The 24,833-nt window shown below is 39.6% G+C and carries 20 protein-coding genes and 2 pseudogenes; 7 read left to right on the forward strand and 15 right to left on the reverse strand.

Annotated elements, in window-relative coordinates:
* Positions 1-146: 146 nt before the first annotated feature.
* Positions 147-1,145, reverse strand: a complete 999-nt coding sequence (locus A3IA_RS0101355; RefSeq protein ID WP_018379551.1) for an NADP-dependent oxidoreductase — start codon at positions 1,143-1,145, stop codon at positions 147-149.
* 80 nt (positions 1,146-1,225) lie between these two features.
* On the reverse strand, positions 1,226-1,657 hold the full coding sequence (locus A3IA_RS0101360; RefSeq protein ID WP_018379552.1) for an Rrf2 family transcriptional regulator: 432 nt from the start codon (positions 1,655-1,657) through the stop codon (positions 1,226-1,228).
* A gap of 318 nt (positions 1,658-1,975) precedes the next feature.
* Between A3IA_RS0101360 and A3IA_RS0101365 the strand changes: the two genes are divergently transcribed.
* Complete coding sequence (locus A3IA_RS0101365) at positions 1,976-2,938, forward strand: NAD(P)H-dependent flavin oxidoreductase (RefSeq protein WP_018379553.1); 963 nt, start codon at positions 1,976-1,978, stop codon at positions 2,936-2,938.
* A 100-nt stretch (positions 2,939-3,038) separates the two neighbouring features.
* On the opposite strand, the gene A3IA_RS12845 is transcribed toward A3IA_RS0101365, so the two are convergent.
* From A3IA_RS12845 to A3IA_RS0101395, 6 genes are all read right to left on the reverse strand, one after another.
* On the reverse strand, positions 3,039-3,209 hold the full coding sequence (locus A3IA_RS12845; RefSeq protein WP_018379554.1) for a hypothetical protein: 171 nt from the start codon (positions 3,207-3,209) through the stop codon (positions 3,039-3,041).
* 254 nt (positions 3,210-3,463) lie between these two features.
* Complete coding sequence (locus tag A3IA_RS0101375) at positions 3,464-4,108, reverse strand: deoxynucleoside kinase (protein ID WP_018379555.1); 645 nt, start codon at positions 4,106-4,108, stop codon at positions 3,464-3,466.
* A gap of 7 nt (positions 4,109-4,115) precedes the next feature.
* Positions 4,116-4,715: a ribosome biogenesis GTP-binding protein YihA/YsxC gene (gene yihA / locus A3IA_RS0101380; protein WP_018379556.1), complete on the reverse strand. Its 600-nt coding sequence runs from the start codon at positions 4,713-4,715 to the stop codon at positions 4,116-4,118.
* An 8-nt stretch (positions 4,716-4,723) separates the two neighbouring features.
* A complete protein-coding gene (gene clpX / locus A3IA_RS0101385) occupies positions 4,724-5,953 on the reverse strand; it encodes an ATP-dependent Clp protease ATP-binding subunit ClpX (RefSeq protein WP_018379557.1) in 1,230 nt (409 codons plus the stop codon).
* Between the two features lie 189 nt (positions 5,954-6,142).
* The gene (locus A3IA_RS0101390) at positions 6,143-6,646 is read right to left on the reverse strand and encodes a dihydrofolate reductase (RefSeq protein WP_018379558.1); all 504 of its coding nucleotides are present in this window, start codon (positions 6,644-6,646) and stop codon (positions 6,143-6,145) included.
* A gap of 69 nt (positions 6,647-6,715) precedes the next feature.
* Positions 6,716-7,555, reverse strand: coding sequence for a thymidylate synthase (locus A3IA_RS0101395; protein WP_018379559.1), 840 nt, complete (start codon positions 7,553-7,555; stop codon positions 6,716-6,718).
* Between the two features lie 200 nt (positions 7,556-7,755).
* Between A3IA_RS0101395 and A3IA_RS0101400 the strand changes: the two genes are divergently transcribed.
* The 3 genes and pseudogenes from A3IA_RS0101400 to A3IA_RS13530 form a co-directional block, all read left to right on the forward strand.
* The gene (locus A3IA_RS0101400; RefSeq protein ID WP_018379560.1) at positions 7,756-8,931 is read left to right on the forward strand and encodes a hydroxymethylglutaryl-CoA synthase; all 1,176 of its coding nucleotides are present in this window, start codon (positions 7,756-7,758) and stop codon (positions 8,929-8,931) included.
* Positions 8,924-10,204 (forward strand): hydroxymethylglutaryl-CoA reductase, degradative, encoded by a 1,281-nt coding sequence (locus tag A3IA_RS0101405; protein ID WP_018379561.1) that lies wholly within the window; start codon positions 8,924-8,926, stop codon positions 10,202-10,204. Before A3IA_RS0101400 ends, A3IA_RS0101405 begins: the two co-directional genes overlap by 8 nt.
* Positions 10,205-10,798: 594 nt before the next feature.
* Positions 10,799-11,088: pseudogene (locus A3IA_RS13530) on the forward strand (transposase); the annotation flags it as partial.
* Between the two features lie 244 nt (positions 11,089-11,332).
* Here A3IA_RS13530 and A3IA_RS0101415 read toward each other — a convergent pair.
* Positions 11,333-12,538: a YSIRK-targeted surface antigen transcriptional regulator gene (locus A3IA_RS0101415; RefSeq protein ID WP_026217495.1), complete on the reverse strand. Its 1,206-nt coding sequence runs from the start codon at positions 12,536-12,538 to the stop codon at positions 11,333-11,335.
* A 185-nt stretch (positions 12,539-12,723) separates the two neighbouring features.
* Here A3IA_RS0101415 and A3IA_RS12865 point away from each other — a divergent pair.
* Both A3IA_RS12865 and A3IA_RS11600 read left to right on the forward strand, forming a co-directional pair.
* A pseudogene (locus A3IA_RS12865) lies at positions 12,724-12,858 on the forward strand (IS982 family transposase); the annotation flags it as partial.
* A gap of 126 nt (positions 12,859-12,984) precedes the next feature.
* On the forward strand, positions 12,985-17,556 hold the full coding sequence (locus A3IA_RS11600) for a collagen-flanked surface repeat-containing protein (protein WP_018379564.1): 4,572 nt from the start codon (positions 12,985-12,987) through the stop codon (positions 17,554-17,556).
* Positions 17,557-17,929: 373 nt separating this feature from the next.
* Here the strand turns inward: A3IA_RS11600 and fni are convergent, their stop codons facing one another.
* From fni to A3IA_RS0101455, 6 genes are all read right to left on the reverse strand, one after another.
* The gene (gene fni / locus A3IA_RS0101430) at positions 17,930-18,940 is read right to left on the reverse strand and encodes a type 2 isopentenyl-diphosphate Delta-isomerase (protein WP_018379565.1); all 1,011 of its coding nucleotides are present in this window, start codon (positions 18,938-18,940) and stop codon (positions 17,930-17,932) included.
* A complete protein-coding gene (locus A3IA_RS0101435; RefSeq protein WP_039827246.1) occupies positions 18,924-19,472 on the reverse strand; it encodes a GNAT family N-acetyltransferase in 549 nt (182 codons plus the stop codon). The genes fni and A3IA_RS0101435 overlap by 17 nt, the downstream gene beginning before the upstream one ends.
* Before the next feature lie 2 nt (positions 19,473-19,474).
* Positions 19,475-20,470, reverse strand: coding sequence for a phosphomevalonate kinase (locus tag A3IA_RS0101440; RefSeq protein ID WP_018379567.1), 996 nt, complete (start codon positions 20,468-20,470; stop codon positions 19,475-19,477).
* Between the two features lies 1 nt (position 20,471).
* A complete protein-coding gene (mvaD, locus tag A3IA_RS0101445) occupies positions 20,472-21,404 on the reverse strand; it encodes a diphosphomevalonate decarboxylase (protein ID WP_018379568.1) in 933 nt (310 codons plus the stop codon).
* Positions 21,386-22,261 carry a mevalonate kinase gene (mvk, locus tag A3IA_RS0101450; RefSeq protein ID WP_018379569.1) on the reverse strand — a complete coding sequence of 292 codons (876 nt, stop codon included), beginning with the start codon at positions 22,259-22,261 and terminating at the stop codon, positions 21,386-21,388. Before mvk ends, mvaD begins: the two co-directional genes overlap by 19 nt.
* Before the next feature lie 906 nt (positions 22,262-23,167).
* Entirely contained in the window at positions 23,168-24,439 is a 1,272-nt protein-coding gene (locus A3IA_RS0101455; protein ID WP_083902700.1) for a glycosyltransferase family 2 protein, read from the reverse strand.
* A 121-nt stretch (positions 24,440-24,560) separates the two neighbouring features.
* On the opposite strand from A3IA_RS0101455, the gene A3IA_RS0101460 reads away from it, so the two are divergent.
* Positions 24,561-24,833: transposase (locus A3IA_RS0101460; protein WP_018379572.1), on the forward strand; the 273-nt coding region annotated here is incomplete at its 3' end.

Below are 24,833 nucleotides of genomic sequence, written 5' to 3' on the forward strand. Positions count from 1 at the left end.
AAGCAGACTAGGCGACACAGATAGCAGATAGAACTGTCTTCATCAAATCAAGTCAACAAGGTCTGCTGTTGATTTTCGAAGAGTAACAAGTACTATCCGGCGTCTTGCGTTCCTCGTCTGAAAGTTCATTCATTTGACTATAACTCTTAAAAACTGAGAACTGTTTTTCCACGTGAACGACCGTTGGCTACCTTATCAAGGGCTGCATTGACTTCTTCAAATGGATAAACAGTATCAATAGACGGCTTGATTTCGAGTTTCGTGAAAATGTCCGCCACTTCTTGCAACTGCTGACCATTGCTTTCCACAAAGATGAAATGGTAATGCACACCGTATTTCGTAGCCAACTTGTCAAACTGGCGACCAACCAGTCCAAACAAGAACTGTTTCCATTTTGGCAAGTTCATGCGTTTGGCAAAAGCGCCATTTGGCATGGCCCGAAGGGATACCAAGTGCCCACCTTTTTTCATAATGGACATTTGCTTTTCAGTCTCTGCCCCACCAAGTGTGTCTAAGACATAATCGACGTCCTTGATGAGCTTGGTATAGTCTTCTGTCTTGTAGTCGATAAAGCGATCCGCCCCCAAGGCTAGGACACGCTCCGCATTGGCTCCATCACCGTTCGTCATGACGGTTAAGCCTTTGGCTTTTGCGATAGGAATCGCCATTCCACCGACACCGCCAGTACCTCCAGAAATGAAGATAGTCTTGCCTGCTTGAGCCCCCATCAAGTCAAGCGCCTGCATGATGGTAAGAGCCGTAAGAGGAACAGCAGCTGCTTCCACATCTGTCAAATACTCTGGCACCTTCGCAAGAGCCTCAGCGTCTACTGCGACATACTCGGCAAAAGCACCAATATGATCAAGTGGCAAACGCCCAAAGACACGGTCGCCCACTGCAAATTGCTTGACGCTTGAGCCTACTTCTTCCACCACACCAACGACCTCATTTCCCGCCGTCTGTGGCAATTTATAAGGAACAATCATCTTCACCTCACCACGGCTAATCATGTTATCAAGTGGATTGACCCCTGCTACTTTGACCTTGATAAGCACTTGATCTTGGGCAATTGTTGGTTTTGCAATGTCTACCATTGTTAATGCGATATTGTTTTTGTTATAGGTTGTATGTTGTGCTGCTTTCATCTTTTCTTCCTTTTCTTTATTTTGTTGTACTTGTATCTGTATCAAGTATAGGTTTGCTTTAAGAAAATCTGACGATTTTGTCAGATACGAGCTTGCTTGGCTGCTTGATAGAGATTGTCAATCACCTGCTCTAGCGTTTGGTCTGCCAAGGCTTTTTCAAGTTGTTGCTCCACACTTGTAAAAATGGGGGCTACTGCTCCTTCGATATGCTGTCCAACAGGGCATTCCTGATTGGCATGTTGATGCATTTGAAAGAGACGGATGTGGTCCACTTCCTGCGTCGCATAGTAAATCTCTAGCAAAGATATTTCCTTGGGAGACTTGCTGAGCTGGTAGCCCGACTTCCCTTGGTGGGAAGTAATCAGTCCAGCATTTTTCAACAGGGCAATGACTTTCCGAATATAACTCGGATTTGTCCCAACGCTTATCGCCAAGGCTTGCGAACTTAACACTTCCTTGCTTTCGCTAATCATGGTTAGAATATGAAGGGCGACAGAAAATTTTGTATCCATAGAAGGCTCCTTTGTATTCCTGTATCTGATACAAGAACAAGTTTAGCATAACTAACAGCTCCTCGCAAGTCTTTTGTTCTTATTGGAAAATCTTACTAAGAAAAAATCAAACGATCGGTATTGATTATCTATAGTCAAATGACTATCTTCTATTCTACTAATTGCTTTTCGCCTACTTAAAAGAGGTTTAAGGATCACCTTAAACAAAAGCTATAAAATGAGTACATAAATGTGTACTTACTCTCAAAAAAGTGCCGTCTTCCATTTTGGTAGCTTCTAGATTACACTAAAACTATCATTCAATAAAAGGAGACGATTATGAGCAATCGTATTACAAAAATACTAGGGATTAAATACCCCATTATCCAAGGTCCCATGGCTTGGTTAACTAATGCTGAATTTGTTGCGGCAGTCAGTGAAGCCGGAGGGCTTGGTATTCTAGGACCAAATGCTGGGCAAACAACCATTACCCGTGACCCTCAAGAAACAGCTGAACGGATGCGTCGTGAAATTCAAACAGTAAAATCACTGACCAATAAACCTTTTGGTTCTACTTTGGTAGTGTCAGCAGATTTAACCTATACATGGCCAATCCTTCAAGTCGTTATTGAAGAGAAAGTGCCAGTGGTGTTAATCAATGGTATTTTAGATGACAAGATTTTTACCCCTCTTAAGGAGCATGGTATTAAAATTGTTTATCGTCCTGGTAATCCTACCATTGAAGATGCTAAAGCCGCTGAGGCTTTTGGAGTAGATATTTATGTCGCAACTGGATTCGATGAAGGTGGAACTGTCCCTGAAAAGGTAATCGGAACTTTCTCTATTGTTCCCATGATTGTAGATAGTATTGCCATTCCCGTTATGGCTGCTGGTGGGGTTGGAGATGTTCGTGGGGTTCGAGCAGCATTGGCACTTGGTGCTGAAGGCGTTTTTGTTGGGTCGGCTTTCCTAGCTACTAAAGAAAGTCCTTCTCACCAATCTGTTAAAGACTTGATTGTCAAAGGAACTGCTGAAGATTTACTACTATTTAGAACACTACCAGCCTACTATCGCTCATTCCCTACAGGCTTAGCCAAAGAGATTGTTGCCATGGATGAGGCTGGTGCTAGTCGTGACGAATTAGCTAAAAAACAAAACGGTGGGGTAGGCATGCTGAATGGTATGGTTTTGGGAAACGGTGAAGCGGGTTTCATTTCTGTCGGTACTGGCATTGCTCCTATAACTGCTATTCGAACAGTCAAGGAAGTCATCGATGATTTCATGCAGGATTTTAAAGATTAGTCAAACATTCCAGAATGTAGACAACCCCTCTAAACAATAGAAAAATCAAAGAAACCTAAAAAGGTTGGGGAAATTATCCAAGATGGACTTGTTTTTCAACCTAATCATTTTCATTGTTATTGATGGAGCGATTGGCAAACTGCAGAAAATCACTCAATTGCATTGGTTTGACTCCATACTCGTTTAAAATCTCATTCAAACCTTGTTGACTTGATTTGATGAAGACAGTTCTATCTGCATCAGCATCGCCTCGTTTAATTTTGATTTTCATTGAGTATACAATCACTTGTTCATAGAAGTTGACTAGAATCTATTTTTGATATTTATAGTCAAATGAATTAACTTTTGGACAAGGAACAGAAAGGCGCGGAACAGTACTTGAGTACGGCAAGTCGAAAGAAGTGACGGTGTATCACAGTTAATTCAAAACATTATACCTGCCATGCGTACCCGTTAAGTTAACCATATATAGTCAAACAAAAAGCCACTGATTACCCCTTACGAGGTGAACTCAGTAGCTTTTTCTTATTTGTTCAAATCAAGTTTTGTCAATTTTTCTTCAATCATCTTCAAAACCGTTTGTAAGTCTTCTTCTGAATTGACAAAATCCAATTCATCTCCAGTGATACGCATCTTCGGTGAAAAATCGTAATTGTCATACCATTTTGGATACTCTCCATGAACTAATTGATAGTAGTCATATAGCTCTGGGTGACTATCAATTTGTTCAAAAGAACGTCCACGTCTCTTTATTCGCTCCAACATTTTTTCAAAAGTAACATCAATATAAATGAGAAGATCTGGACGCTTTTTGGGCATGCCATCCAATTCTTCCATCATATTGTCAAGCAATTCTTTATAAATATCGAGTTCTGTTTTCGTCACATTGCCTTGCTTATAGTTCAACGTCAAGAATAATTCATCTTCAAAAATGGAACGATCAAGTACATTATTATCATCTTTATAAGCGGCTTTGATAGACTCAAAACGTTTGTTTAAGAAATAGATTTGCAAAAGAAAGGCGTACTTTTTAGGATTCTCATAATACAAATCCAAAACAGGATTATTATCAACAGCCTCATAAAAAACATCTGTTCCCAGATGTTCTCCTAAAGCCTTGGCAAGAGAGCTTTTTCCAGCTCCAATGGTTCCAGCTAATACAATCAACATAATTCTCCTAAAGGTAATCTAAAATCGTGTCCCATGAAACATCTAAACCTTCACGAGTTACTGATGAAAAAATGATAAAAGCATCATCTTTATCAAAATTCAGCTTTTTTTTAATCGCTGATTCGTGTTTGTTCCACTTACCACGAGGAATTTTATCTGCTTTTGTCGCGACAACAATAACAGGAATCTCATAGTATTTGAGAAACTCATACATCTGAATATCATCTTGAGATGGGTCGTGACGTAAATCAACTAAACTCACAACCACTCTTAAATTATCCCGTGTCACCAGATATTCTTCAATCATCTTGCCCCATTTGGCACGCTCTTTTTTCGACACCTTAGCATAGCCATATCCGGGAACATCAACAAATCTTAGTTTATCATCGATATTGAAGAAATTTAGCAATTGTGTTTTTCCCGGTTTGCCTGACGTACGTGCCAGATTCTTACGTCCCAAGAGTGTATTAATGAAGCTTGATTTACCCACGTTCGACCGACCAGCTAGGGCAACTTCTGGCAAATCGTCCTGTGGGTAATGAGACTTATTTGCAGCACTCAAAAGAATTGAGGCATTGTGGGTATTTAAAACCTGTTCTTCAGCCATAAATCCTCCTAGGCCGTTTCCAAAATAGGCTGACCAGTGCCATCTACTGCTTCTTTGGTAATACGAACACGCTTCACATCATCTTGACTTGGTACTTCAAACATGATGTCCATCATCGTTTCTTCAATGATTGAGCGCAAGCCACGCGCACCCGTTTTACGGTCAATAGCTTTGGCTGCAATTGCTTCTAAGGCTTCACGATCAAATGCTAATTCGACGTTATCGTATGACAAAAGGGTTTCGTATTGACGAACAAGCGCATTTTTAGGCTCTGTCAAAATCATAATCAAATCATCAACCGTCAACTGCTCAAGTGCTGCTGTAACAGGCAAACGTCCAATAAATTCTGGAATAAGTCCAAATTTTTGAATATCCTCAGCGATAATCTCCTGCATATAGGATGACTCATCAGATACTTTTTTATTATTTTGACCAAATCCAATAATTTTTTCCCCAAGGCGTTGTTTAACAATTTCTTCGATACCATCAAATGCACCACCAACAATGAAAAGAATATTTTTCGTGTCAATTTGAATCATTTCTTGACTTGGGTGTTTACGTCCACCTTGTGGTGGCACACTGGCAACTGTTCCTTCAATAATCTTGAGAAGTGCTTGTTGTACCCCTTCACCTGAAACGTCACGTGTGATGGAAACATTCTCACCTTTTTTAGCAATTTTATCGATTTCATCCACGTAGATAATACCACGTTCAGCACGTTCTACATTATAATCAGCCGCTTGAATCAGTTTCAAAAGGATATTTTCAACGTCTTCTCCGACATAACCTGCTTCTGTCAATGATGTAGCATCAGCAATAGCAAATGGCACATTGAGACTTTTCGCCAAAGTTTGAGCTAGGAATGTTTTTCCTGAACCTGTTGGACCAATCATCAAAATATTTGATTTTTGGAGAACAACATCTTCTTCATCACGACTTTCTGTGAAACTAATACGTTTATAGTGGTTGTAGACTGCTACTGCCAAAGCACGTTTAGCACGATCTTGACCAACAACGTACTGGTCTAAAATATCCAATAATTCTTTTGGCTTTGGTACTTCCGTCAAGTCAGCTAAAACTTCTTCAGCCAACTCTTCTTTAATAATTTCTTGTGATAAGGCGACACATTCATCACAGATGAAGACACCATTTCCTGCAATGATTTTTTTTACTTCATCTTGGTTTTTGCCACAAAAAGAGCAATAAACCATTGTATCATTCGTTCGATTTCCAACCATGATTTTTCTTATCTCCTAAAATAATGTGCCGTAAAAGGCATGAATCGTATTAACTAGGTTTGTAAAGGCATTTAATAAAAAAATGACGCCCAAGCCGTATCGATTTTTTTTGAATGCTGGCAATGCGCACAAAAAGCAGATAATCGCCAAACATGCGGTAAAAACACCAAATAAACTACGCTGCATGTCTCACGCCACCTTTCTTATCAATTCTTTAACCGTAAAGTTATATGCATTTTTTTCGTCTTTTTCAAAAAATTTTTCAGAAACTAACTCAAAATCTGCTTCTGGATAATCAGGAAAATAGGTATCTCCTTCAAAAACACCATCAACTTCCGTTTTCAATAACTTATTGGATACAGGTAAAAAGCTCTGATAAATGCGAGCTCCACCAACAATGAACAAGGTTTTATCTTGATTTTCAAACCATTCAAGCACTTCCTCTTTTGAGTGCAAGACAATAACCCCTTCAGCTTGATAATCTTTATCCCTAGTTAAAACGATAGTCTGTCTGCCAGGAAGAACACGACGGTTCATTCCTTCAAAGGTCACCCTCCCCATAAGCAATACTTGACCCATGGTTGTTTCTTTAAAGTGTTTTAATTCTTTTGGTAGACGCCATGGTAAGCTGTCCTTGTGACCAATTAAATGATTTTTATCTTCTGCCCATATGGCGATAATGTCTTTGCTCATCTGCTTCCTACTTTTTAATATCTATTATCATTCTAGCAAAATTTAAGCAAAAATGCTGACATAAAATCACTAGATAGCTAAATCAAATTTCAATTGTGGCTTGACTGGATCGTAATCCACTAGTTCAAAATCTTCTGCTTTAATGTCAAAGAAATTGGTTTTATCTGGAACATTTAATACCAAGCGTGGCTGACAAGTGCTAGCTTCACGATTCAATAACTCATTAGCTTGTTCAAATTGATTATCATAGATATGAAGGTTGTTAATGAAATAGAAGAATTTTCCAACCTTCCAGCCAAAATGTTTGGCAATCATCATTTGAAGGGCGACATATTGCATGGCATTGATATGGTGAGCAACCAACATGTCATTTGAACGCTGGGTAAGAGTCGCATCCAAGTAAATGTCACCGTCCACACGGCGAACGTCAAACATGGTTTGAAAGGCACATGGTAAGAGCCCACCTGTCTCTTCAAAAGCCTCGTAATCCCAAAGCGAGATGACATTGCGACGATTCCATGGGTTTTCTTCCAATTGTTTCAAGATTTTATTGATGATGTCGTGTTTTTTGACAACAGCCCCATAGCGCTGTCCAATAGTACGGCTTCCATCCACTTCCCAGTCATTCCAATAGTGAACATTGTATTTATCTTCTAACACGTTCAGGCTGTTAGATTGATCTTGGTAAATCCAGAGGAGCTCTTTAATGGCAGATTTTATAGGAATTGGGCGTAAGGTTGTGATGGGAAATTCTCCCTTAGCTAGATCATACTCCGCAAATACCCCTGTCACATACTTAGAATTAGCCGTTTGCCCATTCTTATACTTTGGACGAGCCTGTTCAGACATGACACCCTCATCTAAGATACGCTTAATATTGGCTTTAAAAACATCATCCGCTTTTGTCATGGACTTGGTCACCTCTTTTATTTTTCTATAACCAATATAGTTTATCGAATTTTACGCTTTTTTTCCACTAGAAAAAATAATTATTGACGATTCCATTAGTTTGATTTATCAAATCATATATCAAAATGACAATCAATCTTTCATTTTATGTTACAATCTAATTACCTGAAAATTTTTAGCAATAATAAAGGAAGGATTTTATGGCCATCGGAATTGATAAGATTGGTTTTGCGACCAGTCAATACGTTCTTAATTTAGAAGAATTAGCCCAAGCACGTGGGCAAAAAATTGAAAAATACAAAACAGGTCTGATGCTTGATGCCTTGAGCATCACGCCAATTACAGAAGACATCGTTACTATGGCTGCTTCGGCTGCCCAGGATATTTTGACAGATGAGGATAAGACGTCTATTGATATGGTCATCGTAGCGACTGAATCTGGTATTGACCAATCTAAGGCTGCCAGTGTCTATGTCCATCACCTACTGGGAATTCAACCCTTTGCTCGTTCTTTAGAAATGAAAGAAGCTTGCTACGCAGGAACTGCAGGACTACATTATGCTAAATTGCATGTTGAAAAAAATCCTGATAGTAAAGTTCTCGTTATTGCAAGTGACATCGCTAAATACGGTATCGCATCTGCTGGCGAGTCTACTCAAGGAGCGGGAGCTGTTGCCATGTTGGTGACTTCAAATCCTCGTATTGCCACTTTTTCAGATGATAACGTGGCTCAAACCCGTGACATCTATGACTTCTGGCGTCCAATCTATTCAACAATACCTTTTGTTGATGGCATTTACTCAACCAAGCAATATTTAGACAGTCTAGAAACAACTTGGGCTGAGTACCAGAAGCGACATCAGTCTAATTTAGCTGATTTCGCTGCTTTCTGCTTCCACTTGCCATACCCTAAGTTAGCCTTAAAAGGACTCAAAAAAATCATGCCTAAAGACTTGGATGAGCAGGTAAAAAATCGTTTGACCGATAATTTTGACATCTCAATCCTATACAGTCGAAAAGTCGGCAATATCTACACGGGATCACTCTACTTAGGACTGCTCTCACTTCTAGAAAACAGTCAAACACTTAAAGCTAATGACAATATTTGCCTCTTTTCATACGGTTCTGGTGCCGTTTCTGAAATCTTCTCTCTTCAATTGGTAGACGGTTTTAGGAAAATGCTCCGCAACAATCGCATGGCAGACTTGGAGAAACGTCAGGCTCTTACTATCGGTGAGTATGAAAAACTCTTTTATGAGGAAGCTGATTTGACCGAAGAAGGAAACGCCAAATTTGACACTTATAATACAGGGGGATTTGCCCTAGAACATATCCAAAATCATCAACGCATCTATATGAGAAAACAACATGACTAATCTAAAATGGACTGGCTTTGCCAAAAAAAGCCCACAAGAACGGATTGATCTGATTAGAGAATTTGGCTTACTTGAAGAAGAGAGTCAAGATATTCTGCAAAAACAGATTGGTTTACCTTTGGAAATTGCTAATCAGATGGCAGAAAATGTCGTCTCTGAACTATCTTTACCCTTTGCTATCGCTCCTGACTTTTTAGTTAATGATAAATTCTATCAGTTACCCATGGTGACCGAGGAACCCTCTGTGGTCGCTGCCGCTAGCTTCGCTGCTAAAATCATTAAACGTTCAGGAGGTTTCACGACAACTGTCCACAATCGTCAAATGATTGGGCAAGTTGCCCTCTTTGATGTTCCTAACTTTGAAAAGGCTACCGCTAATATTTTAGAACAAAAAGCATTTTTACTTAATCTGGCTGATCAAGCGTACCCTTCCATCGTCAAACGCGGGGGTGGGGCTCGGAACTTATGGCTTGAGCAGAAAGAAAACTTTCTTATTACCTATGTTTCAGTTGATACACAAGAAGCCATGGGAGCCAACATGGTCAACACCATGATGGAAGCTTTAGTACCGTCTTTAGAAGAATTATCTCAAGGACAATCATTAATGGCAATCTTGTCTAACTATGCTACAGAAAGTCTAGTTTCTGCTGAGTGCGAGGTTGGTATTTCTAGCCTTAGCCGTAACAAGGATGAAGCTAACCGTCTAGCACAAAAATTCGTCATGGCTAGTCAACTAGCACAAGTCGATCCTTACCGTGCTAGTACCCATAATAAGGGTATTTTTAACGGGATTGATGCTTTAGTCATAGCAACTGGAAATGACTGGCGTGCGATTGAGGCTGGGGCTCATGCCTATGCTAGCCGAGATGGTCAATATCGAGGCTTCAGCTACTGGAGCTATGATGAAGAAGCTGCTACTATCAAGGGACACATGACCCTACCAATGCCAATCGCCACTCGCGGTGGCTCAATAGGTCTCAATCCAACCGTTCAAATCGCTTACGATTTATTAGATAACCCTGACGCTAAAGAACTCGCTGGCTTGATTGTATCGCTTGGTTTAGCGCAAAACTTTGCCGCCCTAAAAGCCTTGACCTCTACAGGGATTCAAGCAGGACACATGAAATTACATGCTAAATCCTTAGCACTTCTAGCTGGCGCCAAAGACAATGAAGTCGGACCATTAGTCCAAGAACTTTTAAAAGAGAAACACATGAACTTGGCAACTTCTGAAGAATTACTCAGCAAAATGAGACAAGAATCCATGAACTAAGTCTTTTCCATCTAAATAGATAGTCAAATGAATTAACTTTTAGACAAGAAACGAAAGACGCGGACAGTACTTGATTTTCATTGAGTATTAATTCAAAAAACTATACAAAAAGGCTCTATAATTTCTGTAGTGGGTAAATTCCCATCGGAGATTATGGAGTCTTTTTGAATATAGAAAAACATACTAAGATTAGTAGTGAGGAAATCTTCGACGGGAGAGAGTACTCACTACTTTTTCGTTGTGTCAAAGTAGAGGTGTCTTGTTAAGTCGTGGGGCTTTTTGACGCTTGACGTCGTAACAAAAACTGTCAAGACATCTGTTTCAGGGAGAATGTTATCAAAGTATGCGGGACGCTTGACGTCGAGTATTGAAAATGACATCACTAAAACAAGGAATCATTCAAGACAAAAGAGGTAAGATCATGCAAGCAGTATTTGGGATTGCTGTGAGTAAAGCAAGTTCAGAGGTAGCGATTTTGATTAATAGTGAGAAAGTTCATAGCTACACTATGCCTAGTGATGCCATCGGTTTTGCTCGTCTGCTAGGCGATTTGAAAACTGTTCAACATCCTGAAATTATCTTTGAAGCAACAGGCGTCGCTTTCAGTCTGCCAATCAAATCAACGCCTTTATCGGGATTGATCTTAGCCACTATGAATCTGGGAATTTTCTTGCCAAGCAACACATCACCAAACGTGAAAACCCTTATATTCTGTTCAAGTGTATTCACAATATCGCAGACTTCTATGAGAAACGAAAAAGACAATCGCAGATGACTTCAACTAAGCACATGCAATTGTCTCTATACATCGCCTCATCAGGACAATGTATTACCTCCTAACGCATAACAAACTTTACGATTATACGTCAACCCAAAATCATTAAAGTCGTTTATGCCCTAGCAGGGTAACACCTTATCAAAACATTTCCAACATAGGGTGTTGTTTTGACATGCCCTTTTTTAACTAAATAAGTGTCAAAAATAAGACAGCAGCCTCGAAATAGCTACTGTCTGGAAAATATTTTTCTCTTAAATCCTTGATAGACTTGACAAATGGTAGAAAAGAGCTTTTTTACTCCCTGTAGTATTATTTCTTAGCACATTTAAATAAAGTATCGGAGAGTAGATTTATTCTTGGTGATTGCCTGTATGATACTTTTGTTTATACTTTATGGGGCTTTCGCCAACTAACTTTTTAAAAGAACGCGAGAAATTAGATGGACTAGAAAAACCAAGAACGTCCGCGATATCAGAAATACGTTCTCCTTCTTTTAAGAATACTTTGGCTCGCTTTATTTTTAAACCAAGAACATACTGCTGAATCGTACTGTTTGTTGCTGTTTTAAAGAGTTTTCGAATCTTAGATTCACTCATGTGAAAGACTGCAGCCACTTTAGAAGTCTCTATATTTTTATCTAAGTTATTCTCCAGATATTGGATAATAGCAATAATCGTTGGTGAAGTCTTTGAGGCTAACTTCTGTTTGATTTCGCCAATCTTAGTGGTATAAAATACAATGGATGCATCACGTAATTTGATGACATCAGGGATCGATGTCATCAGCTCACTATCGCGGATAAAAGAGTCCCGTGACAAGTAGGCTGTCTCAACATCTAATCCAGACTGAATAGCAACTTGTGAAAGTCTATCAAAAACTGTTATGGAATAGTTCTTCTCCGAGCGTAACATATCACCACTTACCTTTGGAGCAACGGCATTGCTTAAATAACGTACAACATCCTGTAACTGCTCAAGTTCTCCTGTTTGAACCGCTTGTATGATTTTACATTCGTATTCATAAAGATAAGATTCTGCTGTGTAATGATTTTTTGAAAAATGTTTTATCTTCTCTAAATCAAAACTTTTGACCCAACCAGCAGTGTATTCGTGTAAAGGTTGAGATAATCTATCTTCTACAACGCCAGTAAAGCAGAAGTTAATTAAAACAAGCAGTTCCCTAATTTGACCTCCAGAAAAGAACGGAAGCGTGTTTAGACTTTTAAAAAAGTAGCTTTGCTCCTTTGATGAGATTTCTGCTCTTTCCATTTCGTTTTTAAAAAAAGTTTCATCAATATTGTTGCTTCGCCACGGACCAATAATAACAAATTTTTCCTGAAGTTGATAGGCTAGCAACATTTCATTAAAAGGACCACTGTAGAATAAAAAATCAGAATCCGTATGATTAAATTCAGTTAAAATCTGGTAGTAGTTGTAATATAGCAAGCCTGTTTTATCAGAGCAAAATTCGCTGATCATACGAAACGACTTATCAAAAATGATAACAGATAGTCCTAAACTGCTATGAAGAGACTTTAAAAGTAACAAATCCATGATATAGACTCTCTTTCTCGTTTATTTATTATTTTATTAAACATTTTATTAGTTATTTTAAAAAAAGTAAATAAACTTATTAAAATTGAATGAAAAAATAAAATATGATACCTTGTTTTTTAAAAAAATACTAAATAGGCTTTTTTTTAAAAAATAAAGATATTCCCATCATACCCTATAAATGAGATACTATTTACATTAGGATATCCCCTTTCAGGCTATTTGATATTGAACAAACATTGGCAAAAGAAATAACTGGACTACAGTTGAGGCTCGAACAAATAGTACTTGCCTATAACTTAAGCTATTTTGAGATTAACTAGCACCATAGGTAGGATATCTATAATATATACATAATAGAACGGTAAAACTTTCTGGCTATGGCAATTTCTCTGCTGGAAGCATTATCTGGTTCTATAACACTATCTTTATGAAAGGCAAAGGACTTTATGCATAAACCCAAACATAACAAGTATTCCTTGCAAAAGAAACAATACTTTTCAATCAGAAAGTTTAAGTTCGGGGCTGCCTCCGCATTAATCGGTATTGGGCTCTTCACTTCAAGCGTTGCTCTTGCTCAAGAGCAACTTCAACCAGCTACGCAAGTAGAGGTAGAGGCTACTGTGCCATCAAATGTCGCAGGTAGGCCTACAGATGCAAGTTTCACCACTCAAGTCAATAGCGAAACAGACAAATCTATGTCTGCTATTTTGACGAAAGAACTACCTTCTATTCAAGAAACCAATGGTTCTAGCGAAAAAGAAGGTGAATTAGCTAAAACAGACAAATCTGACTCAGCCAATTTACCAGAAGACTCTAACCATATCCAGACAACACATTCCTTAGCTGAGTTGAGTAACACAGTGGAAAAGAGCGTTGATAAACCTTCTGCTACTAAAGCCACTGTTGCTAATGAAAAAGAAGTTAAAACAACTGAAAAAGTAGCCCTATCAGAACAAACTGGTTCTAGCAATAACCATATTTTTTATAAAGTTCGTTATCTCGAACAACAAAATGACGGTACAGTAACAACCTTAGCGCAAACATCTGCTAAAGCACTTCTTCTACCGTCAAATGAAAATGAAGCCGCTAAAAAGTACGTTTCAGAAACAGCGAATCTAAACCAAACGGCACTTTATGGTTATGAATTAACCGATAGCACGTCAAATGTACAAACTATCTTAGGTTCTGAATTAAAGAAGACTAAATATATTGATTTTTATGTCAGAAGAATTGGTTCTACAGCAGTAACATCAATAGTATCAACTAACCCAGAAGAACAGTTAACACCTAAAAACATCAAACAGCTAGGTGATGGTGTTAAGGGAAATCTTAGCTTAAATATCGGTAGAGCTTATCAATCTATTAACGAATCTACCGCTATTCGCCCAGTAGGCGTAACTGTTCAACAAAGTAAGTCTTCAGCAGAACAGCAAGCACTTCTCAATTTTTCTTATTTGAAACAAGGAATTGAGAAAGAAATTTCTGGGTTACCTGCTGGATTAACATTCAACAGCGTAACTGGAGAAATTGAAGGAACTGTTTATCAACCTGGACAGTATACTGTAAAAGTTACGGCTACTGTTGACAATGCTATTGTAGATACTGGTAAATTTGAATTAGATATTAATGCATTGCCAAAAACTGATCAAGCAATCTTTACCGATCACCTGATGAGACCTATCACAGTCAACGGAGCTAAAGATGCTATTGCGATCTCGTTTAGCTATACCAAGACACTTCAAAATCAAACAACTACTCAAGCAGGGTTACCAACTGGTTTAAGCTATAATACGGCAACAACACAAATTGAAGGAACGCCGCTTGAGCCGGGCAACTACACGATTCTCTCACAAGCTAGTCGTTTGGCTACAAAGGCAGATGGAAGCATGACTGCCTCTAGTGCTATCACCTATGTAACGGAGAGCAATTTATACGTCACAGATCAAGTAAATTCTGGTCTGCCTGTCGTTGTTCCTAAAAATATAATCACAACAGGAAACACCTATACGACGACCGAACAAACACTCCCTTCTGCTACATCTAACACGCTTGCGCGTGCCTTGCTTAGCAATCAACCGACTCGTTTCAAACGCTCAGCCTTTAGAGCTGCTACAACCCCGGAAACTACTGACGGTGTTGTTGGAACACTCAAGTTGGGAGATCTCACAGAAGCATCCAGCCAATACGATACAGCTATTGGTTATAACGCAAAAACAAATGTTGGTGTTTCTAACAGAGGTGGTGCAATTGCCTTTGGTACGTCTACGACAGCCAAGGGTGAAAATACTATTGCTATCGGTAACACGACAACAGCTGAAAAAGATTCTGCAATCGCAGCTGGAGGCAAGGCAGATGGCGTTGGTGCTGTCAATATCGGATACCAAGGTTCTGCAAATGGTAACTCTAGTGTCAACATCGGCTACTACGCTAAAACAGAAGGCGAGTACGCGACTGCTATCGGGGGACAAGCCAAAGCTAAGCAAACTCTTGCTACCGCTATAGGTTCTAGTGCCAACGCTGATGGGTATAATGCCTCAGCTATTGGTCCCGGGGCCAAAGCTAAAGAAAATCTATCTACTGCTATCGGAGGCAATGCCCAAGCAAAAGAACTATCTACTGCTGTCGGTGCTAACTCTGAAGCTAGCTACTACAATTCAGTCGCTCTGGGGGCACAATCAAAAACAGATGCTCCAGCAAAATCCGTAGATAGTGCAACTATTAATGGTATTAGCTATTCAGGCTTTGCTGGAAAAGTAGGAGAAGAAGGCTCTCAAGTTTCAATTGGTTCTAAAGATCAAGAACGACAATTGAAAAATGTAGCTGCGGGTGAAATTTCTGACACCTCTACAGATGCTATCAATGGTTCTCAATTACATCTGATAACTAAAAACTCTCACTGGGTAGCAACATCTGGCACTGTCGGAACTGGTACTCAACATCCAGTCCATGAGACAAACCCTGGTCCAAGTGATCAAAAAGTTCATAGTGGCGATAAGTTAGTCTTCCGTGCAGGTGATGGTCTCAATATTGAACAAAACGGAAATGTCTTCACCTACTCGCTTAACAAACGACCACCTTCGTTAAAGATTGTTGAAAATTCTAACGGAACTTACACCGTACAATACGTAGATGCTTTCGGTCAAATATCAAATGCTGAGTTCACTATAAAAACCATCAAAGGTGAAAAAGGCGACAAAGGCGATAAAGGCGACAATGGACTTAACGGTAAAGACGGTGTAGCTGCATTTGCTGATGTCAAAGATAACGGCAATGGCACTAAGACTATCACCACTGGAAGCGATAAAAACGGCGATGGCATTATCTCCGATAACGAGAAGACTTCTGTTATCGTGAACGATGGCGCCAAAGGCGATAAAGGCGACAATGGACTTAACGGTAAGGACGGTGTAGCTGCGTTTGCTGATGTCAAAGATAACGGCGATGGCACTAAGACTATCACCACTGGAAGCGATAAAAACGGTGATGGCATTATCTCCGATGACGAGAAGACTTCTGTTATCGTGAACGATGGCGCCAAAGGCGATAAAGGTGATAATGGACTTAACGGTAAGGACGGTGTAGCTGCGTTTGCTGATGTCAAAGATAACGGCGATGGCACTAAGACTATCACCACTGGAAGCGATAAAAATGGTGATGGCATTATCTCCGATAACGAGAAGACTTCTGTTATCGTGAACGATGGCGCCAAAGGCGATAAAGGTGATAAAGGTGATAAGGGCGACAAAGGCGACAAAGGCGACAATGGACTTAACGGTAAGGACGGTGTAGCTGCGTTTGCTGATGTCAAAGATAACGGCAATGGCACTAAGACTATCACCACTGGAAGCGATAAAAATGGTGATGGCATTATCTCCGATAACGAGAAGACTTCTGTTATCGTGAATGATGGCGCCAAAGGCGATAAAGGTGACAAAGGTGACAAAGGTGACAATGGACTTAACGGTAAGGACGGTGTAGCTGCGTTTGCTGATGTCAAAGATAACGGCAATGGCACTAAGACTATCACCACTGGAAGCGATAAAAATGGCGATGGCATTATCTCCGATGACGAGAAGACTTCTGTTATCGTGAACGATGGTGCCAAAGGCGATAAAGGCGATAAAGGCGATAAAGGCGATAAAGGCGACAATGGACTTAACGGTAAGGACGGTGTGGCTGCGTTTGCTGATGTCAAAGATAACGGCGATGGCACTAAGACTATCACCACCGGAAGAGATAAAAACGGTGATGGCATTATCTCCGATGACGAGAAGACTTCTGTTATCGTGAATGATGGAGCCAAAGGTGATAAAGGCGATAAAGGCGACAACGGACTTAACGGTAAGGACGGTGTGGCTGCGTTTGCTGATGTCAAAGATAACGGCGATGGCACTAAGACTATCACCACTGGAAGCGATAAAAACGGTGATGGCATTATTTCCGATAACGAGAAGACTTCTGTTATCGTGAACGATGGCGCCAAAGGCGACAAAGGCGATAAAGGTGATAAGGGCGACAATGGACTTAACGGTAAATACGGTACTTGTGAATGCAACCCAAGTACTCCGGATAAACCAAATACTCCAGGTAAACCAAGTACTCCAGATAAACCAAATACTCCGGACAAACCAAATACTCCGGACAAACCAAATACTCCGGATAAACCAAATACTCCAGATAAACCAAGTACTCCAGATAAACCAAGTACTCCAGATAAACCAAATACCCCGGATAAACCAAATACCCCGGATAAACCAAATACTCCAGATAAACCAAGTACTCCAGATAAACCAAATACCCCGGATAAACCAAATACTCCGGACAAACCAAATACTCCAGGTAAACCAAGTACTCCGGATAAACCAAATACTCCGGATAAATTAGAAAATAGCATATCGCAAGAAAAGCAACTTCCAAAAACAGGAGAGCGTAAAACAAATATTGCGCTTCTAGCAGGTAGTGTTCTCGCTGCAAACGCAGCAATGCTTATAGTAAGTCGTAAAAGGGATACAGATTAATAAATTTCTTTTAGCTATTTTGGTATAAGGTAAACGTCCAATAACAGAGTATGTTGAAAAAACTCCAGAGTCAATCTAGGACTGTACTAACTCCACAAAGTGACTTGTACCCCCAAAGTTAGATTTAAGGGCTCATTGTCAACTGTAGTGGGTTGACAATGAGCCCTAATCTCCGATGGGAATTTACCCACTACAGAAATTATAGAGACTAAAAAAACATTCCAGAGTCAACTTGACTTTGGAATGTTTTTTCGTCTTTCGCTATACAATAGGTTTGAACACCTTTATTGCATAGCGGGGTTCTCTGTCTCGCATCTGTGAAGCGAGACAGACTAAAGTCGCTAAATCCGAACTGAAGTTAGTCATGCTAACTTTAGTTTTTTATATCTTCTTTTTTAAGGTGATTGAGCTTGCCATAAAGCATGTAATCGACCTTGGTTAGGTCCGATACTTTTTGGCAGTTTAGAGAGCACATAATCAAGCGTAAATCGTCTTTCCAGCCATTAACCGTAGCAATAGCTTCTTCCATTGTTTTTGTTTCGACCAATTCTAAGACTGTTTTTGATAAGCCCACTGCTTTAGCGCCAAGAACTAAACACTTAATCATATCTAAAGGATGGCGAACACCACCAGAGGCTAAAACATCGGCTTTAGCCATCATGGGTTGGGCATTTAGAAGGGCTTGTACGGTAGTTTGTCCCCATTCGTTAAGAAAGGAACGATCGCCCCCTCGCTCATTTTCGATATAGGCAAAACTTGTACCTCCTCGACCGGATATATCAAAGGCTCTAAAGCCTAAATCATAAGCCGTTTCCATAGTTTTTAAATCTAAGCCAAACCCAACTTCTTTTAGCATGACGGGGACTGGCATGTGCTTGGCATAGTTGGCAAGATTTTTCTTCCATGAGCGGAATTCTCTCTCTCCTTCTGGCATGAGGAGTTCCTGCATAAGATTAACGTGAACTTGTAGAAAAGCAGGCTCCATCTCCTCAACAGCTCTTAGCCCAAGTTGATAGTCTTTATCAATCCCAATGTTGGTTGCTAGGGTGAGATTTGGATGATTTTTTTTGACCTGAAAGCTGGTATCCGTTGGGTCTTTTAAAGCTGCTGAATAGGAACCTGTCACCATGGTAATACCTGTTGCTTCTGCCAACTGAGCTAATTTTTGATTAATTTCAGCCCCTTTTTGGCTACCACCAGTCATGGCATTGATGTAAAAAGGAAAGTCAAAATCCATGCCCAAAAATTGCGTTGACAAATCAATCTCTACCAAATCATAATCTGGCAGAGAACGATGCACCAACTCCATATCGTCAAAACTATTGTAAGGAGATTGGTACTTTAAGGCGTATTTAATGTGATCGTCTTTACGATTTGTTTCCATGATTTACCTCTATCCAGAATCGTTTGGTTTGGGAATGATCGTCTGGGTTGACATAGGTATTGTCATAAACCCCACCATTAGCCAAAATGGTTTTTTCAGAAGCAATATTATCCACATCACAGGTTACCAAGACTTTTGTGATGCCAAGATTGTGGGCTTTAGCTAAAGCAAGTTTTAATTGTTTTTTGGCGTAATGTTTTCGCCGCTCGCTAGGACAAATCGAGTAACCAATATGACCGGCAAAATTAATTAAAAAATCTTGCTTCAGATGATGCCTGATATTACAAATACCGACCATCTTTTGGTCTGATTGACGCACACAGAGAAAGGTTGACGATGGTGCCCGCCCCTCTTTGACACCACTTTCTGTTTCGATGGCTTGAGTGTAGGCAATCCAAGCAACTAAATCGACATAATTTTCCAAATGCGCACCACCATAAATAGGTTCATTTGCTTGTGCAAATTCGTTTTTATAGGCAGTAATGATGTCCAAATAGTCTATATTGGGTTTAATCAATACTAAGTCTGTCATGATCACCAACTTTCTTGATAGAGAATCTCAATTCCAGATTTTTCCCAGCGTTCTTTTAAGATGGCTGTATCTTCAGAATTAAAAGACAAGGCAATGCCACAATCGCCACCACCTGCTCCTGAAGACTTGGCGACACCATCCAAATCTTGACTGGCTTCTTTGAGAGCCAATAATTTGTCAGTGTATATAGCCGAGCTGAGTGAAACTAGTAAATCGCTAACTGTCTCTAAAGAGGTTTTTAAAGCAACTTTATCACCCTTTGTTAAAGCTGTTTTAGCGCGTAAAACTTGCTTTTGTGTTTCCTCTAGAAAGCTAGCTGAAATATGGCTTTTGAGATTTTTAACCATTTGACTAGACAAGGCTGGCTGAGCTGTCCATCCTACTAAAAAATCAGCTTTTAGCTGGGGCTTTAGAGTGACAATCTCATATCCCCAATCCATATCTAAAAGTGTTGTTAAGGATTTTTCCAAAAGCAAAGCTGAAATAGCATCGCGATCAAAGGAAGTGTAGGCGACAAGGTCGTCGTAGGCGATGCAGGCAATATCCCCCATGGAGCCATTATCTCCCATCTTGAGCAAGGTATAGGAGGCTAACTTAAAAAGCTGGTCTGTGCTGATGGCAATGTCAAAGAAAGTCGCTAGCGCTTTTATGGTGAGAACCGTCACACTACCGCTTGAGCCAATCCCAAATTTCTTGCCATTTTTTTCTAACTTGCCTGAAATAGACAACTCAAAAGGTGCCAAGTTTTCCACTTTTTTATCAAGAAAACAGGCAAAAGTACGCACACTTTCTTGAATCAAAGCATAGCCCCTATCAGCTGTCATATCTACAGCATAATCAAACATGTCAGACTTGAGTTGCAGGTGCGTTGCTTGGCTCACTTGAGCTGTCATGTAGATGGGGATATTTTTTATAAGCGCTGTTTTTCCGGCAGTCAAAACTGCATACTCTCCGGCAAGATAGAGCTTACCGCCAGTTTGAACACTAATTGTTTTCATTTTAGAGAGCCTTTGTTGATGAGGTAATGACTTGATAATGTTCTTGGAAAATAGCCGCCAAGTCTTCCATATCTTCTTCCAAGCAGAGCACTTTAACATTTGGTCCTGCGTCCATGGTAAAGTAGCACTTTGCACCAGATTGACGTAAGTTTCTGACCAAGTCAATGGCTTCCTGAGTTTTGTCAGTGAGATAAGAAAAGGCTGGCTGAGCCTGATGATTTGTCTCATGCATGCGAAGAGCGTTGGCTTCTGTTAATTCCCCAACTTTTTCAAAATCGTTAGCCTTGAGATAATCCAGCATATCCTTGTAATCTTGATCGGACTGCTTGATCCATTCTTGGAAATAAGGTGAGGTTTCAGAAGCACGCTTCATGCCCTCGCGACTTGAGACAGCTTTTTTTTGATCATTTAAAACCAACATAATCATGCCTAGTTTGAGATCAGTTTCAACGCGATAAATGTCTCCAGTATTTTTATCCCAGGCTGATAAAGGCCCAAAGAAAGAACGTGATGAAGAGCCTGAGGCAAATTTAGCAATTTGGGCCAACTCACTTTGTGACTTATTAACTTCAAAGTAATCGTTAGCTGCTTTTACAAGGGCTGATAAACCAGAGGAACTCGATGACAGACCTGCTGCTGTTGGCATGTTATTCCAAGTTTCAATTTTGACAAATTCTGATGGGTCTTGACGAAAGAGGTCAAGAACCTTACTCATTTTATTGAGTTCATCAGCACCTTGTTTGACATCTCCGATATAAAATTCATCTGAACTGGCATTATCCAAGGGAGTTAACTGCGTTTCGGTGAACATGTTTTCCAAAGTTAGCGAAATGCTACTGGTTGAAGGAATCATTTTATCAGCATCGGCTTTTCCCCAATATTTGATGATGGCAATATTGGCGTACGACTTGACCTTTACAGGTTTTCGATCCATGTGTTAACAGCTCCTTCTTTTTCTAATACTTGAGACAAATGCTCAGCTCCTTCTTTTGTGTTGGTGAGGGCGATGATACACCCTCCTAGACCTCCACCTGACATTTTGGCACCTAGAGCATTTTCTTCTCTAGCCACCTGCACCAGATGATTGGATTCTGGACTTGACACACCTAATCCATCTAGTAAATCGTGGGCATGGTTCATAGCTAAGCCCATACGTTCTAAGTTTTTTTCGGCAAGGGCTTCTTCAAAAGCATCGGCCAACTGACCGAGTCCATGTAGTAGTGGCAAGGCTTTTTCTTCTTGTTCTTCGACCTTTTCCACAGCTTCTCTAGTATGACCATGAATGCCTGTATCAGCAATGACGAGATAGGCGCCCAAATCAACTTCTAAGGTTGAAAATCCGATGTTTCGAATAAATTTGATTGCCTCATCACTCAAACAGGTTTTAGCATCAAGGCCACTTGGATTGGTGTGGGCAATGATTTCTGCCTGATTGACTAATATCTCTAAGGTTTGATTGTCCAAATCCTGCTCATAGTAATCAAAAACAGAGCGAATAGCGGCAATGGCTACTGCTGCTGATGACCCCATACCTCGTCTTTGTGGAACGGATGAGGTAATCTCATACTTGATTTTTGCTTGAGAGATTTCCAAATACTCTAGAGCAGCAAAAATCGCCGTAATCAAGGGATTGGCAATGGTCATTTTGAGTGGCTGTTCAGCTGGTGTCAACTGGCAGATCACTTCAATATTTTTTAACGGTAAGGCGATAGCTGGAAAACCATAGACAACAGAATGTTCTCCCATCAAAATAATCTTGCTATGTGACTTACCTATTCCGATAGATTTCATAACTTTATCTTTTCTTTTGACGTTTTGTAACAGAACTATTTTACCGTATTTTTAAAGAAAATGCGACTTATACTTAACAGAATCATTCTCGTTACCTCGAATTTCTTCACAATTTTAAAATGACATGTTAGAGGCATTATCAGTTCTCGTGTTTCAAGTGCTGTAAGACTGTTTTCAAATAATCATTTTTACTTGCCTCCCAAAAAACCATTATTAATCCCTTGTCTTTCAATCTATTTTCTAATCATCTCCACTAACCTCCCCAACTAACCAGTCTGTCCTTCTATCCATGATTGGACTTCTCTAAATCAAAGCCAACCATCATTAAGAAACTCGTGCCTATTGCTAAATTTATCTTCGCTTTTCCTCATATCCTATGGGGGAAAGCGAAAATCACGGTCTAATCTGTCATCCACTCAACTGCGGTTTATTTCTTAGAAAGAACTAGCTAACTGGCACATCAAATCTAGTCATACTCTTCGGAAATCAAAAGAAGACGTTGTTGACTTGATTTGATGAAGACAGTTCTATCGGCTATCTGTGTCGCCTAGTCTGCTTTTGATTTGCATTGAGTATCAGTATCATTTCGACCCCCTGTATGACTTTTGCCGAGAGAAACTATTGCCACAAACACTACTTCCTACTGTCAATAGAAAAAAGTTCCAGAGTCAAGCAAGGCTTTGGAACTTTTCAATATACTTTCTTATGGGGGCTTACATATCTTCTATAGAAACAACATCAATCATTGTAGTTACCTTTCTTTTAAGTTTACTACTTTGGTTGATGTTATTTCGATTTCTGAAAACAAAACTTACTTCATGCATTTGGCGTGTTTGTTTTAGGGATGTTTTCACAGATAGAGTTGCTTTTTATGAAGTCCTTTCAAAAAAACTCGCCCTATTTCTTCTATAATTTTGAGCTTTTCTGGGAAGGTGACCTATCGTATTCCTGCATCTGAATTTCTCGTTTCAGTTGTCCCCAAACATTCTTATGCTCACGGTAGCCAATAAGCCCAGCCACTTTAACTAAAGTCAATATAGGATGTAAAACAAGGTATCGGAAAATAGCTATATAGATGACTTTGATGATATCCATGGTTCCAATCATTAATTTTTGAGAATAAACGCGGTGCAAAAAAGATGTTAGGGTAATCAAAATACAATAAAAAATATAAAGAGAAATTAGAGAAAAGAAGAAGGAAACGTTGAGTTGGTGAAACATGAGGGCTAATAAAACCACCCCCATTCCAAAAAGTTCAAAGAAAGGAGATAATAATTCAAAGAAAATATAATACATGTAGGAAATAGACCCAACTGCGCCAAAACGATAATTGGCAAAAATGCTTTTATATTTTTTCAAACATTGATAGAGACCTAAAAACCACCGCCGTCTCTGCTTTCTCAAATCTTCTAAACTAGTTGGCGCTTGACTCCAGCAAATCGCATCTGTCTCATAGCAAATGCGATAAGGAATCTGATTATTGCGACAGAAAAAATGTAGTTTCATTACCAACTCCATATCTTCTCCCAAGGTTTGGGTATCATATCCTCCGACAGCTTTTACCACATCTTTTTTGAAAAGACCAAAGGCACCCGAAATAATCAAATTAGCTTTCAAATAATCTAGGAAAATACGTGCCCCTAAAAATGAAGAATCATATTCAATCGCTTGAACACAAGGAATCATGTGCCAAGGAAGATGGTAAGAGACCACCTGTCCTTTTTCAATTTTAACCCCTTGAGCAACCTGCACTAAGCCACCCACTGCTACCACTGTTGGGTCTTGACGGACTAATTTCACAATTTGGGTTAAAGAATCTGCCTGCAACATCGAATCTGCATCTAAACACAGAAAATAGTCATAACAAGAGGCATTAATCCCCATATTCAAAGCATCTCCCTTACCACCATTTTCCTTACTGATTAAGGTAAGTTGTATGCCATTGATTTCTCCTTTATAAACTGCTTTACAGGGCTTGGTCAGAATGTGTTGGTTGATGTCTTTTGAATGAGGAGATAGGTGAAAATAGTCTTTTAATAACTCTGGAGTTTGATCACTAGAACCATCATCAACCACAATAATTTCATAGTTGTCAAAATCAAGATGGAGTAAAGAATCAATTGAGCTGATAATGGTCAATGCCTCATTATAGGCTGGAACTACAATAGAAACAGCAATATCACTAGAACAAACTGCTAAGTTTGCTCAGATTGAAGACAAAGCTCTTAGAATTCATTTTCTAAGGGCTTTTTGATTATTTTAGGAGTATAATAAAAGAAAACGCTTGTGAGGTGTTGCTATGTTTCACAAAGAAAAACCAGATTATAACCGTAACCAATATGGCTTTTACACGCTTGACCAGCTCGTCCCAGAAGATCACTTTCTTCGTCAAGTGGATGCNATGATTGACTTTGACTTCATCTATGATTTAGTGGAAGACACCTATAGTTCTGATAATGGTCGTCCCAGTCTTGACCCTGTAATGCTCATCAAAATCCCTCTTATCCAATGTTTCTATGGGATCCGTTCCATGCGCCAAACTATTAAAGAGATTGAAGTCAATACGGCTTAT

Origin of the sequence: Streptococcus thoraltensis DSM 12221 (assembly GCF_000380145.1) — a bacterium.
Classification (GTDB): Bacteria; Bacillota; Bacilli; order Lactobacillales; family Streptococcaceae; genus Streptococcus; species Streptococcus thoraltensis.